General features: G+C 42.2%; 12 protein-coding genes, 1 tRNA gene and 1 pseudogene. 8 read left to right on the top strand and 6 right to left on the bottom strand.

The features are described 5' to 3' along the window. The first annotated feature begins 9 nt into the window (after positions 1-9). From map to queF, 5 genes and pseudogenes are all read left to right on the top strand, one after another. On the top strand, positions 10-801 hold the full coding sequence (gene map, locus CCS41_RS06840) for a type I methionyl aminopeptidase (protein WP_072550822.1): 792 nt from the start codon (positions 10-12) through the stop codon (positions 799-801). 28 nt (positions 802-829) lie between these two features. Beyond that, positions 830-3,495, top strand: a pseudogene (gene glnD / locus CCS41_RS06835) (bifunctional uridylyltransferase/uridylyl-removing protein GlnD). A gap of 71 nt (positions 3,496-3,566) precedes the next feature. Further along, positions 3,567-4,544, top strand: coding sequence for an alpha/beta hydrolase (locus CCS41_RS06830; protein WP_205411505.1), 978 nt, complete (start codon positions 3,567-3,569; stop codon positions 4,542-4,544). 235 nt (positions 4,545-4,779) lie between these two features. After that, entirely contained in the window at positions 4,780-5,598 is an 819-nt protein-coding gene (gene dapD, locus CCS41_RS06820; protein ID WP_072550826.1) for a 2,3,4,5-tetrahydropyridine-2,6-dicarboxylate N-succinyltransferase, read from the top strand. A gap of 748 nt (positions 5,599-6,346) precedes the next feature. Further along, on the top strand, positions 6,347-7,192 hold the full coding sequence (gene queF, locus CCS41_RS06815) for an NADPH-dependent 7-cyano-7-deazaguanine reductase QueF (RefSeq protein WP_072550827.1): 846 nt from the start codon (positions 6,347-6,349) through the stop codon (positions 7,190-7,192). A 90-nt stretch (positions 7,193-7,282) separates the two neighbouring features. Here the strand turns inward: queF and rlmM are convergent, their stop codons facing one another. The 6 genes from rlmM to pepA form a co-directional block, all read right to left on the bottom strand. Next, positions 7,283-8,386 carry a 23S rRNA (cytidine(2498)-2'-O)-methyltransferase RlmM gene (gene rlmM / locus CCS41_RS06810; RefSeq protein ID WP_072550828.1) on the bottom strand — a complete coding sequence of 368 codons (1,104 nt, stop codon included), beginning with the start codon at positions 8,384-8,386 and terminating at the stop codon, positions 7,283-7,285. A 196-nt stretch (positions 8,387-8,582) separates the two neighbouring features. After that, a complete protein-coding gene (locus tag CCS41_RS06805) occupies positions 8,583-9,212 on the bottom strand; it encodes an MBL fold metallo-hydrolase (RefSeq protein ID WP_072550829.1) in 630 nt (209 codons plus the stop codon). A 66-nt stretch (positions 9,213-9,278) separates the two neighbouring features. Next, a complete protein-coding gene (mepK, locus tag CCS41_RS06800; protein WP_072550830.1) occupies positions 9,279-9,827 on the bottom strand; it encodes a peptidoglycan L,D-endopeptidase MepK in 549 nt (182 codons plus the stop codon). 554 nt (positions 9,828-10,381) lie between these two features. Beyond that, positions 10,382-10,696, bottom strand: coding sequence for a hypothetical protein (locus tag CCS41_RS06795; protein WP_119797418.1), 315 nt, complete (start codon positions 10,694-10,696; stop codon positions 10,382-10,384). Positions 10,697-10,890: 194 nt separating this feature from the next. Beyond that, a complete protein-coding gene (ldtD, locus tag CCS41_RS06790; RefSeq protein ID WP_477021201.1) occupies positions 10,891-12,519 on the bottom strand; it encodes a L,D-transpeptidase in 1,629 nt (542 codons plus the stop codon). An 868-nt stretch (positions 12,520-13,387) separates the two neighbouring features. Next, positions 13,388-14,911 (bottom strand): leucyl aminopeptidase, encoded by a 1,524-nt coding sequence (pepA, locus tag CCS41_RS06785; protein WP_072550839.1) that lies wholly within the window; start codon positions 14,909-14,911, stop codon positions 13,388-13,390. Between the two features lie 369 nt (positions 14,912-15,280). On the opposite strand from pepA, the gene lptF reads away from it, so the two are divergent. From lptF to CCS41_RS06770, 3 genes are all read left to right on the top strand, one after another. Next, the gene (lptF, locus tag CCS41_RS06780; protein ID WP_072550833.1) at positions 15,281-16,387 is read left to right on the top strand and encodes an LPS export ABC transporter permease LptF; all 1,107 of its coding nucleotides are present in this window, start codon (positions 15,281-15,283) and stop codon (positions 16,385-16,387) included. Continuing rightward, positions 16,387-17,457 carry an LPS export ABC transporter permease LptG gene (gene lptG / locus CCS41_RS06775; RefSeq protein WP_072550834.1) on the top strand — a complete coding sequence of 357 codons (1,071 nt, stop codon included), beginning with the start codon at positions 16,387-16,389 and terminating at the stop codon, positions 17,455-17,457. The genes lptF and lptG overlap by 1 nt, the downstream gene beginning before the upstream one ends. Positions 17,458-17,558: 101 nt before the next feature. After that, positions 17,559-17,644: transfer RNA gene (locus CCS41_RS06770), tRNA-Leu, on the top strand. Positions 17,645-17,670: the final 26 nt, after the last annotated feature.

Below are 17,670 nucleotides of genomic sequence, written 5' to 3'. Positions count from 1 at the left end.
ATCCTTTTAATGGCAATTTTAATTAAAACACCTGAAGAGATTGAGAAAATGCGTGTTGCTGGTCGTCTAGCTGCCGAAGTCCTGGAAGTAATAGAACCCCATGTTAAACCGGGTATCAGTACCGGTGAGTTGGATCGTCTTTGCGATCATCACATTACCTATCATCAACAGGCCATACCTGCCTGTTTGGGCTATCATGGTTTCCCTAAATCCGTTTGTATTTCGGTCAATGAAGTGGTTTGCCACGGCATTCCAAGCGACCATAAGATACTGAAAAATGGTGATATTGTTAATATTGATGTCACTGTTATCAAAGATGGCTTCCACGGTGATACTTCCAAGATGTTTTTTGTCGGTAAGCCTAGCATTCTTGGGCAACGCCTGTGTCGCATCACTCAAGAAAGTCTGTATTTGGCGATCAGGCTGGTTAAGCCTGGGATCCGTCTAGGTACTTTGGGTAGAGCAATACAAAAATTTGTAGAAGCAGAGAAATTTTCTGTGGTACGCGAATATTGTGGGCACGGTATTGGCAGAGGTTTCCACGAGCCTCCACAAGTTTTGCATTACGATACTGGCGATAATGGCGTTGTGCTGGAGCCCGGTATGGCTTTTACTATTGAGCCGATGGTGAATGCAGGTGATTGCCGTATCCGTAACATGAGTGATGGCTGGACAGTAAAAACGAAAGATCGCAGTTTGTCCGCACAATATGAGCATACTTTGGTCGTTACAGATAACGGCTGTGAAATAATGACATGGCGTAAAGACGACAGTATCTCAAGTACTATCGAGCATTCCTAATCAGCAGAGCCTTACTATCAACTAAAACATGTCTATCCATCATACTCCGATACAAGCATCACTGCCCGCATCACCCGAGACTTATCTGGATCATGAACTGACTTGCACGGTACTGAAAAAGCGGTTGCATGATTTCCAACTTTGGCTAACGGAGGCCTTCAATACAGGTCTCAGTGCAGAAACATTGATAGCAACACGCAGTCATTATATTGATTGCTTATTGCAACGTTTGTGGATTTTCTATGGTTTTACTACAGTGACTGAAGCCACATTGGTGGCTGTTGGTGGTTATGGTCGTGCTGAACTGCATCCGCAATCAGATATCGATTTGCTACTACTGAGTACAAATCCACTCAGTGCAGAACAGACACAGCATGTGGAGCAATTCATTACCCTACTATGGGATTTGAAACTAGAGGTAGGTCACAGCGTATGCACCTTGGAAGAATGCTTGCTGGAAGGACTGGCTGATTTAACTGTCGCTACCAATTTGATTGAATCACGCTTAATATGCGGCGATATGGCTTTATTGTTACAAATGCAGCAACATATTTTCAGCGATAATTTTTGGCCTTCTCGCCAATTCTTTCATGCAAAAATCGCCGAGCAGCAACAACGCCATCAACGTTATCACGGTACTAGCTATAATTTGGAACCTGATATCAAAAGTAGCCCGGGGGGTTGCGTGATATTCATACCCTGATGTGGGTAGCACGTCGTCATTTTGCGGCAACATCGCTCGATGAAATGGTCGATTTTAATTTTCTGACTCGGGCAGAACGTGATGAACTTCATGAATGCCGTAGCTTTCTTTGGCGTGTTCGCTTTGCGCTTCATCTGGGACTAACCCGCCATGACAACCGCTTGCTATTTGACCGCCAGCTTAGTGTTGCGCAATCATTGCACTACCAAGGAGAGGGAAATCAAGCAGTCGAACGTATGATGAAAGATTTTTACCGGATGACACGACGTGTTAGCGAGCTGAATCAAATGCTGTTGCAATTGTTTGATGAAGCTATCCTTTCACCTGAAAGCGATAAAAAACCACACCCGTTAGACGACGATTTTCAATTACGCGGTAATTTAATCGATCTGCGTGAAAAAACATTATTTATCTGCCAACCTGAAGCGATGATACAGATGTTCTACCTCATGGTGCATCATCCAAAGATAAAGGGCATTTACTCCACCACAGTACGTCAATTACGTCATGCGCGTCGCAACTTAAAACAACCACTGTATATGCTGCCTGAAGCACGAAAGCAGTTTATGGCTATTTTACGTCATCCAGGAGCGGTCAATCACGCATTGTTACCCATGCATCGCTACAGTGTACTCGGGGCTTATATGCCACAATGGAGTAACATCGTTGGGCAAATGCAATTCGATCTATTCCATGCTTATACTGTTGATGAACACATCATTCGGGTATTACAAAAACTGGAGAGTTTTACTGCTGAAAGAACTCGAGCGCACCACCCTCTGTGTGTTGAACTCTATCCAAATTTGCCGCAGCCTGAACTATTATTGCTGGCGGCACTCTTTCACGACATCGCCAAAGGGCGTGGTGGTAATCATTCTCTATTGGGCGCACAGGAAGCACAGGAGTTCGCCGAATTTCATGGTCTAAATGCGCGGGAGACCCAGCTTGTTGTTTGGTTGGTACGCCATCATTTGTTGATGTCAATCACTGCCCAACGTCGTGATATTCAAGATCCAGAAGTGATCCAGCAATTCGCCACTGCCGTACAAAATAAAACCCGACTACGTTATCTGATTAATCTGACTGTGGCCGATATTTACGCCACTAATGAAGTCTTGTGGAACAGTTGGAAGCAAAGCTTACTGTCTGAGCTGTATTTTGCTACTGAAAAACAGTTGGACAGTGGCCTACAAAATAGTCGAGATTTTCGGCAAGCAAATTTGCGTGAAAAAGTACGCGAGCATCGCTTTCAAGCGCTGGCACTATTGCGTATGAATAATATTGATGAGATAGCACTACAACAAATCTGGAGCCGTTGTCATGCTGATTATTTTCTGCGTCATTTACCTAAACAGTTAGCCTGGCATGCGCAATATCTGCTACAGCAGGGGACCAACAAGCCACTGGTGCTGATAAATGATGATACGAATCGTGGAGGGACAGAGATTTTTATCTATGGTCCAGATCGTCCCTGTCTGTTTGCCACCGTGGTAAGCGAACTCGATCGCCGTAACCTCAGTGTGCATGATGCGCAAATTTTTACCAATCGTGATGGAATGGCGATGGATAGCTTTATTGTTCTGCAACCTGACGGCAACCCATTAGCATCAGATCGACACCGGCTGATCCGTCAAAATCTCGAACAAGCCATTATTCAGGTCGATTATCGACCACCTCGGATAAAGTATCCATCGGCGAAATTACAGTATTTTAGTGTCACAACCGAAGTCAACTTCTTGCCAACACACAATGAGCGCCGCAGTTACCTGGAACTGATTGCACTAGATCAACCAGGATTACTCGCTAAAGTGGGGAATGTTTTTGCCGAGCTGAAATTATCATTGCATAGCGCACGTATCACCACCGTCGGCGAACGGATAGAAGATTTATTTGTGCTAGCAGATAAGGATCACCGTGCTTTAAATTGTGAAACGCGCCAGCAATTGACACAACGGCTGATAGATACTTTTTCTACGCAGCAGAAATTGTGATACAAATGTTTTTGGACCACGGCGCCAGGATGAAAATCATGTATAAAAAGATCGGAATAATCATAATGATTATGGTTATACTTGGAATGATATATTTATCGGGACCCAAACCCGCGGTGCCAATCTATGATCCCACGTTGCCGGTGGTACCCAAAGATCCCGTCCAGCTTGTGCAATACATCCAAGAGAAAGAAAAATCATTCCGCATTAAACCGAATAATGAAGCACGTATCCTATGGTTTAACCCAGCTCAACCGAGTAAAACTGCCTGTAGCATGGTGTACCTGCACGGTTTTTCAGCGAGTCAACAAGACGGTGACCCCATTCATTTTAATACTGCGCGTCGTTATGGTTGTAATCTCTATTTATCGCGACTTGATGAACATGGTTTAGTGACCACAGATCCTTTATTAAAAATGACAGTGGCAGGTTTATGGAAAGATGCGAAGGAAGCCTTAAGTATTGGAAACGCATTGGGAAATAAAGTCATCCTGATCAGTACCTCTACCGGTAGTACGCTAGCGCTCAAATTGGCCGCTGAATTTCCCAACGATGTCGCTGCACTGATCAATCTATCACCCAATGTGGCGATCAACGATCCTTTCGTTTTTATGATCAATAATCCTTGGGGCTTACAATTCGCTCGACTGATAAAAAACGGTCGATTTCAAGCGGGGACAATAAAAAATCGAGAAGAAAAAAAATATTGGTATCAGGCGTATCGATTAGAAGCCGTGGTGCAGTTGCAGAATTTGCTGGAAAGTACTATGCACAAGCTGACTTTTGACCAGATCCGACAGCCTGTTTTAAACCTGTATTATTACAAAGATGAGCAACAGCAAGATTCGGTGGTAAAAGTACCCGCTATACTAAAAATGCATCAAGAACTCGCGACAGAGCAACACAATAAGCGCACCATAGCTATCCCCAATGCCAATACACATACACTAGGCTCTGGAATGCATACGGGCGACTTACCAACCGTGGAAAATGCTATTAATAAATTTGTGGAGGAAGTGTTGAAGTTATCACCTGCATTAAATAAATGATAAACATACGGTGTAAGAGCTTGTTCGAAATCTTCTTGAGCGACACTCAGACGAGGAAAAAACGCGAGAAAAAGCGCAATCTACTCTTTGTATACAACAAAAGGGAGTCAATGAGCATATTGAGAGCGTTTTTGACAAATGACTTGACCAAAACACGGCGAGCACAAGAGATTCCGAACAGGTTCTAACACATAGCTCACCATTATTTTTTATTACCTGAAGGAAAAAAAACAACATGCAGCAACTGCAAACCGTTATTGAACGAGCTTTCGAACGCCGCAGTGAGATAACAGCCACAAATGTAGATCCGCTAACCTGTGATGCCATTAATCGTACAATTAACCAATTAGATAACGGAAAACTACGAGTAGCAGAAAAAATTGATGGCCGATGGATCACCCATCAATGGCTAAAAAAAGCGGTGTTACTTTTTTTTCGTATCAATAATAATCAGCTAATTGTAGGTGCTGAAACACACTATTACGACAAAGTACCCATGAAATTTGCTGATTATGATCAGGCACGCTTTCAGTGTACGAATGCGCGCATCGTTCCACCCGCAGCTGTACGTAAAGGGGCTTTTATTGCACGAGATACCGTTTTGATGCCGTCTTATGTTAATATTGGCGCGTTTATTGACCAAGGTACGATGGTCGATACTTGGGCAACTGTCGGATCCTGTGCACAAATAGGTAAAAATGTTCACCTCTCTGGAGGAGTCGGTATCGGCGGGGTGCTGGAACCGCTACAAGCTAATCCGACTATTATTGAAGATAATTGCTTTATCGGCGCTCGTTCAGAAGTGGTTGAAGGCGTTATTGTGGAAGAAAACTCGGTGATTTCTATGGGCGTATATCTTGGCCAAAGTACTGCTATCTATGATCGCCAAACGGGTGAGACTCATTATGGTCGCATCCCCGCAGGTTCGGTTGTAGTATCAGGTAATCTGCCATCCAAAGACGGTAAATACAGTTTGTACTGTGCGGTAATTGTAAAAAAAGTGGACGCGAAAACGCGTGCTAAAGTCAGTATTAACGAACTATTACGTGGTTGATACGAAGAATTAAACTTATCATCAACACAAAAAAAAAGGGGCACCGTTTAATTAGTACCCCTTAATTCGTTTTATAGCAATCCTGCTAAAAAGCTGCTCCCTGCTCATCCTTGAAAACTTGTCCCTGTGGTCATCCTAACCAGACATCCTTGTCGTTGTTTCATACCCCCTTGGTATTAATCCTTAGTTTTTTCTGCGAATAATCCAAGACAACTAACACCATCCTGATTAATCTACATATTTCCTACGCAGGGATTAAAGTCGGGCAGTAACCCACCTCGACAGTGATCAGCGATGACGACATTTACGTCGTACAAACTACGATCCCATCCACCTGATAGCAAGAGAATGCATTAATTCACCAACAGAGACAATATGCTGTAAAGCTTCTTATATATAAATTTTCCGTAAAAAAAAAAAAGTAATCTGTAATACAATGATTTTATTAAAAATAAGTATTAAATACTGAAATCATATTTTATAAAAATAAGTGATATCTCACAGTTAGTGTGAGAAATATCCTACACCCGCGTCCACCGTAGAAAACGAATTACGTTCAAATAATCACCGAAAGCAGTAGTCAGCAATACACTCTTGTTGTAACAAGCTGTTGTAACGCACTACCGCAATGAGCTAATCAATTTATTTTTTTCTACACACCAGTCTAGTCGGTGTTAGACTGACACGCTTAAATATTTCAATTAAATTGCACTTAGTGATAAACAGGCTCTTACGGAGAGAAAACGGCATGTCTTCCTATCACACTTCTCAAGTATTCTCGAAACTGACACTCGGTAAAGTAACAAAGTTCAAAGACCAATATGATGAGACTTTATTACAAACGCTTCCCCGTAGTACAAATCGTGAACAGATTGGCCTATGTCCCGATAACTTGCCATTTCACGGCGCTGATATTTGGACCCTTTACGAATTATCCTGGCTAAATAACAAGGGGGTACCTCAAGTCGCAGTGGGTGAAATTAGCATTAAAGCCGATAGTCCTTATTTGATTGAATCGAAAAGTTTTAAACTTTATCTCAATAGTTTTAACCAAACTCGTTTTTTAAACTGGGAAACGGTAGCTGACAGACTGAAAAACGATTTATCCACTCGTGCCGAAAGTGACGTTAGCGTAACCCTACGGCACCTTGATGAAATAGTGAATCAGTCAATAACAAATTTATCTGGTGAATGTATAGATCAAGAAGATATCAGTATTGATGATTATGCATTTAGCACTAAATACCTACAAACCGCTTGTGGTGAGTCAATCGTCGAAGAAACGCTGGTTAGCCATTTACTTAAATCGAATTGTTTAATTACTAATCAGCCAGATTGGGGGTCGGTACAAATTTATTACCGTGGAAAAAAAATTAACCGCGCAGCGTTGTTGCATTATCTTGTGTCTTTCCGCCACCATAATGAGTTTCATGAACATTGTGTAGAACGGATTTTCAATGATTTAATAAATTTTTGTCGACCGGAACAACTTTCCGTTTACGCCCGTTATACTCGACGCGGTGGGTTAGATATCAATCCTTGGCGCTCTAATACCGACTTCACGCCAGCAACTGGACGCCTGGCTCGGCAATGATTGACGTTGTAGCGCAACTAAGGCCGAAAGCCATTCGAAGTCTTGTTGCGCTTACTAATACTTGATCAAAAATGGTATCAAAATGCTTATTTACTGCCGTTCATCACGGCGACCCGCTACTGCCGACCAGACACGTCGGACATGTACCGTCACTTCTTCTCGATCATGATAAAGCTGTTTTGCCTGAATTTGAGCATTAATGCCCTCGACGGTAAGTTTCTGCTTTAAGGTTGCCAAGTTTTGTAATACTTCCTGGTAACGTTTTTTCATCGGTAATTTAAGGTTGAAAATAGCCTCACGGCACCACCCCTTGATTAACCATTTGCTAATCAAAGCAGTCACACGTACCGGTTGTTCCACCATATCGCAGACTAACCAGTAGATATTGTTGCGTGTTGGCTCATATCTAAAACCATCAGCACGATGGTGAGTCACTTGACCACCATCCATCAAACTTGCAGCCATGGTTCCATTATCCACTGCCTGTACCATCATACCGCGTTGCACTAATTGATGCGTCCAACCGCCAGGGCAAGCGCCAAGATCCACAGCATACATGCCATTGGCTATCCGTTCTCCCCATTCATCAAAAGGGATAAAAAGATGAAACGCTTCTTCCAGTTTTAATGTTGAACGACTGGGTGCATCAGCAGGAAATTTGAGGCGTGGTATACCCATGTAGAAGGGCGAATTATTATTACTGTAAGAGTAGCCGACGTAACAACAACCTGAAGCGATAAAAAATACATGTATCACTGGACGGTAGCGCGTCTCATTCATCAATAACAGTTTTTGTTCACGTAAGCGGTTACGTAAGGGGACAGTTAACTTACGACAAAATTTCAGTAACGCTTTGCTTTCATTGGTGTCAGCGACTTCAACTCTTAACTCGCCTGCGTTTTCAATTACATCGGTTAACATGCCAACAATCGGTGATATCCGATCATTGGGTGGCAAATTACGCAGTAGCTCCCCAACGACTATCATTTGGCGAGCAAAAACAAGATCTTGAAAAGGCAATTGTTTAAGTAAATTATCAGCATCTTCATGTTGCTGACATTCGAACAATACATAGCCACAATTTTCTTTTACCCGAGCAAAACCAAATACACCCTGTTCGGTGGCCTTCGCTGTGATTTCTGCCGCACACTCCTTTTCAAAACCTGCACGGCAATACAACGCTATTTTATTCATGGTGGTTAGCCTTTTTATAACCTATCCAAAGTAGGAATGAGTAATATACCCTTCGCCTTTCAAGTTACGGCAGCGTTGGCTGCTCGCACTCATCCCAGTCATGTACTATTTGTACACTCCTGGGATTCGATTGATTGCCGCCTGGCCGTAACTCGAAATTCATTGGGTATATTCAGAGTAGATCGCGTACAATAAGTTAACGAATAAAAGGATTATTTTTTCTCTCATTACCAAAAGTAGAAATCGCCCCATGACCAGGGATAAAAGTGATGTTGTCGCCAAGCGGTAACAATTTGTTGCGGATGGAGTCAATAAGCTGTTGGTGATCACCACGAGGAAAGTCACTGCGCCCAACACTACCATTAAAGATAACATCCCCCACCAAAGCGAAGCTGGCTTCATGGTTGATAAAAACGATATGACCTGGCGTATGACCGGGACAATGTAAAACAGTGAAACACATATTACCGATACTGATCTGATCATCTTCCTGTAACCAGCGGTCCGGTGTAAACGGCTGACATTCTTCAAAGCCAAACATCCGGCTGTGGGCGGGTAATTCCGATAATAAAAAATTATCTTCTATCGACGGGCCATTAATGGGTACCTGCAGACGTTGTGCCAATTCGGCAGCAGCACCGACGTGATCTAAATGACCATGGGTCAATAAGATTTGACTGACGATCAATTTTTGCTGTTTTATTTCGTCAATCAACTTATCCGCTTCTCCACCCGGATCGACCAACGCCGCTTCACAAGTATTCTCGCACCAAACCAATGAACAATTTTGTTTAAATGCCGTTACCGGAATAATTTTATACTTCATCTCAGGCTGAACCTCGTGCTATGTACAAAAAGAAATAGCAATAATACCCTAATTTCTTCTATACAATTACCAGGCTCTTACTTGCCCAGTGTCTATATGCACAAAATTACTGCGGGGATAATAACCGACACCACCGGCACGTATGTTTAGCGCTGCTTTACGGATAGTATTCAGTGCAACACCTTCAATATGAAAGTCCATCGCTTTCCCTAACGTATGAAGACTGTGTTTAGCGACACCACTGCTACGCTGACGCAAAGCATTATTAGTCTTGGGTGAGCGATAACCGGATACAAGTTGCACAGGCTTATTGGTATCGAGTAAAAGTTGTAGGCGATAAAGCTGATCAAATAAATTAGGATCGATATGTTTTACCTCATTGGCACGAAAATCACGAAAAAAATAGTTCAAACAAGTGAGCTCTTTTTTATTATAACTATGACCATTAAAATACTCGGATTTAATTGATTCACCAGTATGAAGATTATTCAATTTTAATAAGCGCGGTCGTGAAGTAGAAAGAGTAGCCAGCGTTTTATGTGGCAACAGTGAAATACCCAGCGCAGCACCACCCAAAGTTAGCCATTTACGGCGATGATTATCTATTTTTTCCATCTTTTCTATTGTACCTAATAATATTAAAACGATTTGCTTGATTATCTGCTTATACTGTGTATTGATAATGTATGCTCAATAATCAAGCGTTATGTACCTTAACCTTTCACAGAAAAGCAGTCAAGGTACATTAATCATAATACTTTAGGCTATTTACAATAAATAATACAGAAGCCCCCTAATATAGCATTAAATATCTACTAGATTACTGATTGATTTTTCATATTTTTATTGAATAAAATCTTTTTCCTATCATGAAATTTGTCTGTTCAATCACAACGTATTATCCTAATTGTAAATATCTGTATTTAGCTAAAAAAACAGACCTACAACTCTTCATTCAACAATCTGAACGTACTCTGAAGGCTCAAACTATTCGGCAAGAATTTTTGACCGGCGGGCGAAAAATTTGCCGGAGGCGATAGTGGAGAACCACAGTGATATACCCATTATTACGGATAAAATCTTGAGGGTAAGGTAATAAGGAGAAGCCAAACAAATATCTTTTTGTTTGGCTTACATATTATGGTTATTAACAAAATAATACGTTTTTGCTACCACTGCAGGATTTTCGACGCCACAGGAGGAACAGAATTACCCGTTACAGAAATACCAATTTGAGCGAGAATAGCAGATGGAGCACTGAATAAACTGAATTTCGATCCTGATATCAATATGGTTAATTTATCTACTGACGTCAGGTCATTTGTATAATCAGAAACCAGATCTGGCTTGCTTGCTGAAAGAAGCAATTTGTTTTTCGTATTGATAGTTTCAGCCTTGAACCTGACAGGAAAAATTTCCTCACGTCGACCTTGCTTTCTCATCTCTGCAGCCCTAAGTACAGGTGTTGCCATTGGCGTAGACATATTACATCCTTATATATTAAATTGAATTAAATGTGCTTTCGTTATACTTATGGTACTCCCTGAGGAGGGGTACAGATACTAGTGTAAAATTTTGAAAAATACAAATAAACAAAATATGAAATTAATGATGCTTCATAAATATCTTAGTCTATAATGGTTGGATACATAATAAATTATATTTATTTTTAATATATTTATTGCATTAAAACTTCTGCTTGTGATGAAATCTGTGTGCCAGAGCGTGCCATGGTATCGTAACTATAAATATCTTTCCGAAACTGCGGCTGACCATCTTTAGCAATCCATGCCGTCAAATAATAAAGTAACACTGGAATATGTTGACGGATATTAACGTAAGTAGTATTTCCTTGTTGTAGGACACTAGATAAACGGGCGTCATCCCAACCGGCATCCTTTAATAAAATCTTGGCCAATACCGAAGCTTTATTAACCCGTACACAACCTGAACTTAATGCGAGCATATCTTTCTGGAATAAATTATGATTGGGAGTGTCATGCAAATAAATGGCATCTGAACTTGGCATATTAAATTTGTATCTTCCCAACGAGTTATTCGCCCCTGGCGCTTGGCGTAGACGATAAGGAAAATTATTGGCAGAAACTACATTCCAATTTATTTTTGCCGGATTTATCACTTCGGTAGTGTTATTCCAATTAGCTAAAACGGTATAACCGTGGCGTTGAAAGTAACTGGCATCGTATCTTGCTTTTGGCACAATGTCATGTCTCACCATCGAGGTAGGGACGTTCCAAGGCGGATTAACCACCACATTGCTTAATGCACTGCTCATTAAAGGTGTTTTGCGACTGGGTCGTCCTACAATAACCCGCGATGACAATATTTCACGGCCATTTTGATAATAATCCAGTGAGTAATCAGCAATATTTACCATGATACCGCTCTCGATATTACTTGGGAGCAGACGCAAACGCTGAATATTGAGTGCTAATAAATTAGCTCGCATCTGTGGCGAGACATTTAGCCATTCACGAGTACGTGCCCCGATAACACCGTCAGGGGTTAATCCCTTCGATTGTTGGAAACGCTTCACTGCCGCTACTAAAGTTGGGTTATAGCGATTGTCACTTGCAGAGCGCGTGCGAATTGATGCCTGCTCTGAGGGTGCTGTTGTCCCATCGGTCAAGAAATCATTACCATTCAGCATAGCTTCTGATGATTTTGTCGCTGATGTGCTTATCGTCCGCAACATACCAGAACGAGAGAGAATATTATGCAGTGCAGGAATAGCTGCACTTATCTGACCAGGTCGTAAGGCCAAGCCATCAGGCAATTGCGGCCACAATTGTCGATCAGCCAGCAGTTTTTTCAGCGCCTGATGCATTTTTTCATATTGTGGGTGTTGCGGTGCCAGTGAACTGAAGTAAGCTGCTGTATCACCCTGATGTATCGCCTGCTGCCAACGATCTAATAATGAGACGGGAGGCATCCCCATTTTATAGGGAGCGTCATCGTACAACCACAAATTACCGTGCGCCGCTACGCCGGCAACGAAATGAAGGTAACCTAACATTGCATCAGATAATACTATGTCACGTGCCATTCCATTTACCGAGGGATCACTTAACCATTTGACCCATTGAATAAATTGCGGTTGGATGCCCGAAATAGCCAATTCAGTTAATTGCTGCTGAAAACGCTGTATTGCCGTCGGATCTTGCCACATGGGTTGCCAATTATTTGCCGTATAAAGTGCTTCCAGTGCAGAGAAATAATAAGGTGTGATATTTTTAGGCAACGTCTCTGACAGAACCACGTCTACGGGTGCACCCGATACCGTCATCTCCATCACCTTTTCCATAGGTGGGGAAGTAACATCCACAGACAAACCGGAGGTGATTGCCGATGCGGAAAACACCGGGATCAAACTCCAGGCCAAGACACGACGTGGCATTAACGCCCTAAGTGAATGCTTGATTACAATCAACATTCTAGTTTTCCCCAATATACTTACATAAGCATATTATAGTTCGTCATTATCGCTAATTATGTATGTAATTATATAACTTATATTGATCATCAGCCTGTTATTAGACCTGTTGCCTAATAGTGGCTCGGTACTTATTAAGCAACAATGGGTGTCATAGAAGGGCTTCTAAGCGATTTTTTCGCACAAAGCAATGTAAAACGCACTCCTAAAAATGCTTAAAACACGTTCTTTTTTTGTTAGGCAACAAGTTTATTAAAATTTTTCACCGGTTGGAGATAGAACTCTCTCCCTTCTTTCAAGACAATTATTGCATTTATCCCCTCGTCTAATTTCGAACTGAAGGGTATATACCCAATGAATTTCGAGTTACGGCAAGGCGGCAATCAATCAAATCCCAGGAGTGTACAGGTAGTACATGACAGGGATGAGTGCGAGCCGCCAACGCCGCCGTAACTTGAAAGGCGAAGGGTATACAAGGAGTCTACTCGGAACAAATCAACACTGGGTATATCAAATAAGGATTGGTAAAAAATGCTCGGTTGCTGTGGTCCACGGATAATACAAATGAACGTTAACTGAGCGTCGCTCAAGAAGATTTGGAACAGGCTCTAAGAGACGTGCGCGCATTATAGCGCGCAACAGACATAAGGTATTAAAATCTTGCTAGAGAATCACCTCACATTAATGTATCAATAACATAGAATCATCTCTTAACTACAAGTTAACCCTCTCCGTTTGACTCTGCCCGATTTAGCAGGAACTGTGCTAACAATGCTACAGGACGACCAGTGGCACCTTTATTTTTACCCGAACACCAAGCTGTACCCGCAATATCTAAATGCGCCCAGTGATATTTAGTAGCAAAACGTGACAAAAAACAACCGGCGGTGATGGCACCCGCTGGGCGGCCGCCAATATTCGCCATATCAGCGAAGTTGGAGTCAAGTTGCTCACAATACTCGTCACCCAGTGGTAAACGCCATGCACGATCGCCTGCCTGTTCAGAGACGCCGATTAATTCGTCTGCTAATGGCGTATTATTAGACATCAACCCCGTGATGTGATGACCTAAAGCGATCACACAGGCTCCGGTTAAAGTAGCAATATCGATCACTAATTCTGGATCGAAACGTTCTACATACGTCAGAACATCGCAAAGTACCATACGGCCTTCGGCATCAGTATTGAGTACTTCTACTGTCTGACCCGACATAGTGGTTAATATATCACCTGGACGATAGGCGTTCCCATCAGGCATATTTTCGCAGCCTGCCAGAACACCAACAACATTGAGTGGCAATTGCAATTGCGCCAGTGCACACATAACACCATACACAGTTGCAGCCCCACACATGTCATATTTCATCTCGTCCATGCTTTCGCCGGGCTTAAGAGAGATGCCACCTGAATCGAAAGTCAACCCTTTACCTACCAGAACGATGGGTTTTACATTTTGGTCCGGATTGCCATTATATTTGATGATCGACATGAGTGAATCATTTTGTGAACCTTGCCCAACCGCCAGATAAGCGTTCATACCCAGCTCTTTCATTTCCTTTTCGTCAACCACCTCGGTGGTGATGGCACTATAAACCTTCTCCAGTTCACGAACATGTTTAGCCAGATACGCTGCATTACAGATGTTTGGCGGCATATTAGCTAAATCTTTTGCCTTTTTGATACCTGAAGCGACTGCTAGAGCATGAGTAAGGGCACGATCACTACTATCTAATTCGGAGCTCTCGGTGAGGTTAAATATTATTTTTTTCAGTGGGCGACGTGGCCCTATTTTTTTACTTTTAAGTTGGTCGAAGGTATAAAGTGTTTCCTGAATTGCTTCTACTGCTTGACGTACTTTCCAATAAGTATTGCGCCCTTCGACTGGCAACTCAGTCAAGCAACAGAGCGCTTCCGTCGCACCAATCTCGTTAAGGGTGCGAATCGTTTTTTGCATCACCTTCTTATATTGACGTTCATCAAACTCAGATTTTTTACCACAGCCGATTAACAAAATACGCCCAAAAGAAGCTCTAGAAATATCTTGTTGCAATAAATTATGCAGCAATAACGTTTGCCCTACCTTGCCTTCAAGTTCTCCACGACTCAAAAAACCACTGATGTAGCTATCACTCACTTTATCGAGTTTTTCAGCACTTGAAGATAAATGATGAGCTTCGAAAACGCCAACAACAACACAGGCATCGTATTTCTCTTCCAGGTTACATTTCTTTACACTGAAGTCCATGTACTCTCCTAAATCTTTCAAGGGTGGGGAATTAACGCCCAAAATACAGCGTTCCATGATGCTCCTTCCCATCGTGTTAACAACTTGTATCAGTCTCGATGGCATAAATTATTTTTTTGGGGCGACTCTTTACCTTACCCTGGCTACAAGTTACCTTAAGTGACGACAAATTACTTTAACGACTAGCAGTCTGTTTTTTGTAGCACAGCGAAGTGCTAGATGCTGTAATACCACGTACTATAATGCTCTCTGCTGTAATGCTACGTTTGTTGGCGGTCAAAACTGCCATATTATTAAGACAAATAGCAGATTAACGAAGAAATTATCGGCTTTCCTGCAAAAAGACAAGTTCTCACAGGTGTAATCAGCGTGATCATCATCAGATATTTGGTAAAAGAAACAGTTAAAAGCCAAATTGCAATTCTATTTATCCTGCTACTAATTTTCTTTAGCCAGAAATTGGTGGTGGTATTGGGGGCGGCAGTTAACGGTGACATCCCAACAAATCTAGTTTTTTCCCTTTTAGGATTAGGGCTGCCAGAAATGGCACAATTAATCCTACCATTAAGCTTATTTCTTAGCCTGCTAATGACATATGGTAAAATGTACACAGAGAGTGAAATCACTGCAATACATGCCTGTGGTTTGGGTAAAAAATCTCTCATTCTAGCAGCATTAAGCCTGGCACTGATAACTGCTGTGCTAGCGGCAGTCAATACGCTTTGGTTAGGCCCTTGGTCTATGAAATATCAAGAAAAAGTGCTCAGCAATGCACAAGCCAACCCAACCTTAGCTGCTTTACTTGAAGGACAGTTCCAATCATCAAAAGATGGTAATGCGGTGCTCTTTGTCGGCAATGTGAACGGTAAGAAATTCAATCAGGTATTTTTGGCACAATTACGACCAAACGGCAATCAGCGGCCGTCGATTGTGGTAGCTGAGAGTGGTCACATGTCGGAGCACACAGATGGTTCTCAAGTGGTGACTCTAGATAAAGGAACTCGCTATGAGGGAACTGCTCTACTACGCGATTTCCGAATCACGGATTTCGAAGACTATCAAGCGACCATTGGTCGCCAATCGATCACACCAAGTAGCAGCGCATCTGAGCAAATGTCGATAAGCAGTTTATGGCATTCTGATCATCCAGATGCACGTGCCGAGTTTCACTGGCGTCTAACATTAATTATTGCCGTGGTGATTATGGCACTGCTGGTGGTGCCACTGAGTGTGGTTAATCCGCGTCAAGGCAGGGTATTAAGCATGTTGCCGGCTATATTGTTATATTTAATTTTCTTTCTATTTCAGAGTTCACTGCGCTCTAATGCAGGCAAGGGCAGATTAGATCCATTACTTTGGTTATGGATGATTAATGGCGCCTATCTAGCATTAGCAATAATACTCAACATGTGGGATAGCTTGGCAATGCGTAAATTACGTGCTCATTTCCGTAGTAGTTTAAGAGGTGCTGCCTGATGTTTGGTGTATTAGATCGTTATGTCGGTCGAACTATTTTGTATACCATTCTGATGACGCTATTTATGCTCATTTCTTTGTCTGGCATCATCAAATTTGTCGAGCAGTTACGTAAAGTGGGCCAAGGTGAGTACTCAGTGATGAGTGCGGGCATCTACACTTTACTCAGTGTACCGAAAGATATTGAAATATTTTTTCCTATGGCAGCACTGCTTGGTGCTTTATTAGGGCTAGGTACTTTGGCGTCACGCAGTGAGTTAGTGGTCATGCAGGCTTCAGGCTTTACCCGTATACAAATAGCAGCAGCGGTGATGAAGACTGCCCTTCCATTAGTACTGTTGACGATGGCAATAGGTGAATGGATTGCTCCACAAGGTGATCAAATTGCTCGTAGCTATCGCACACAAAGAATGTTCGGGGGCGCTTTACTTACTACCCAATCAAGCTTGTGGGCAAAGGATGGCACAGATTTCGTCTATATCAATCGGGTATCGAATGATAACACATTAAGTGGAGTGAATATTTACCACTTCGACCAGCAGAATCGTTTGTTGTCTGTGCGTTATGCTGCTAGGGCAACATTTCAAGACAACCTTTGGCAGCTTTTCCAGGTTAATGAATCTGATTTAAGGGACGTGAAACAAATTGGCGGATCGCAAACTTTAACCGGACAATGGAAAACAAATCTCACACCAGATAAATTAGGTATTGTGACGATGGATTTAGATTCCCTTTCTATCAGTGGATTATATAACTACATCAAATATTTGAAACAAAGCCAACAAGAATCAAACCGCTATCAATTAAACATGTGGAGCAAAATATTTTCTCCCATTTCGGTTGCAGTCATGATGTTGCTGGCACTTTCGTTTATTTTTGGCCCTTTACGGACTGTACCTATGGGAGTCAGAGTGGTGACAGGGATCTTTGTTGGTTTTATTTTTTATGTACTAAATCAAATTGTTGGGTCACTCAGCCTGGTATATAAGATCTCACCGGTCATAAGTGCGTTGTCCCCAAGTATCCTTTTCCTATTGATTAGCTTGTATTTTTTGTTAAGACGTCATTGATGATTTTTTTTTCGACAGTTAGATAAAAGTAAACGGAATAACAGTTGCATACACAGCAATGGCGGGTATAATCGCCCTCGTTTTCCGAACACGACTTTGATGCCGAAGTGGCGAAATCGGTAGACGCAGTTGACTCAAAATCAACCGCCCTCTGGGCATGCCGGTTCGATTCCGGCCTTCGGCACCATTAACAAGTTTACAGCGGTCTACTCA

Origin of the sequence: Candidatus Fukatsuia symbiotica (assembly GCF_003122425.1) — a bacterium.
Lineage (GTDB): Bacteria > Pseudomonadota > Gammaproteobacteria > Enterobacterales > Enterobacteriaceae > Fukatsuia > Fukatsuia symbiotica.
The sequence above is the reverse complement of the archived record's forward strand: the minus strand, read 5'-3'. Positions and strand labels throughout refer to the sequence as shown.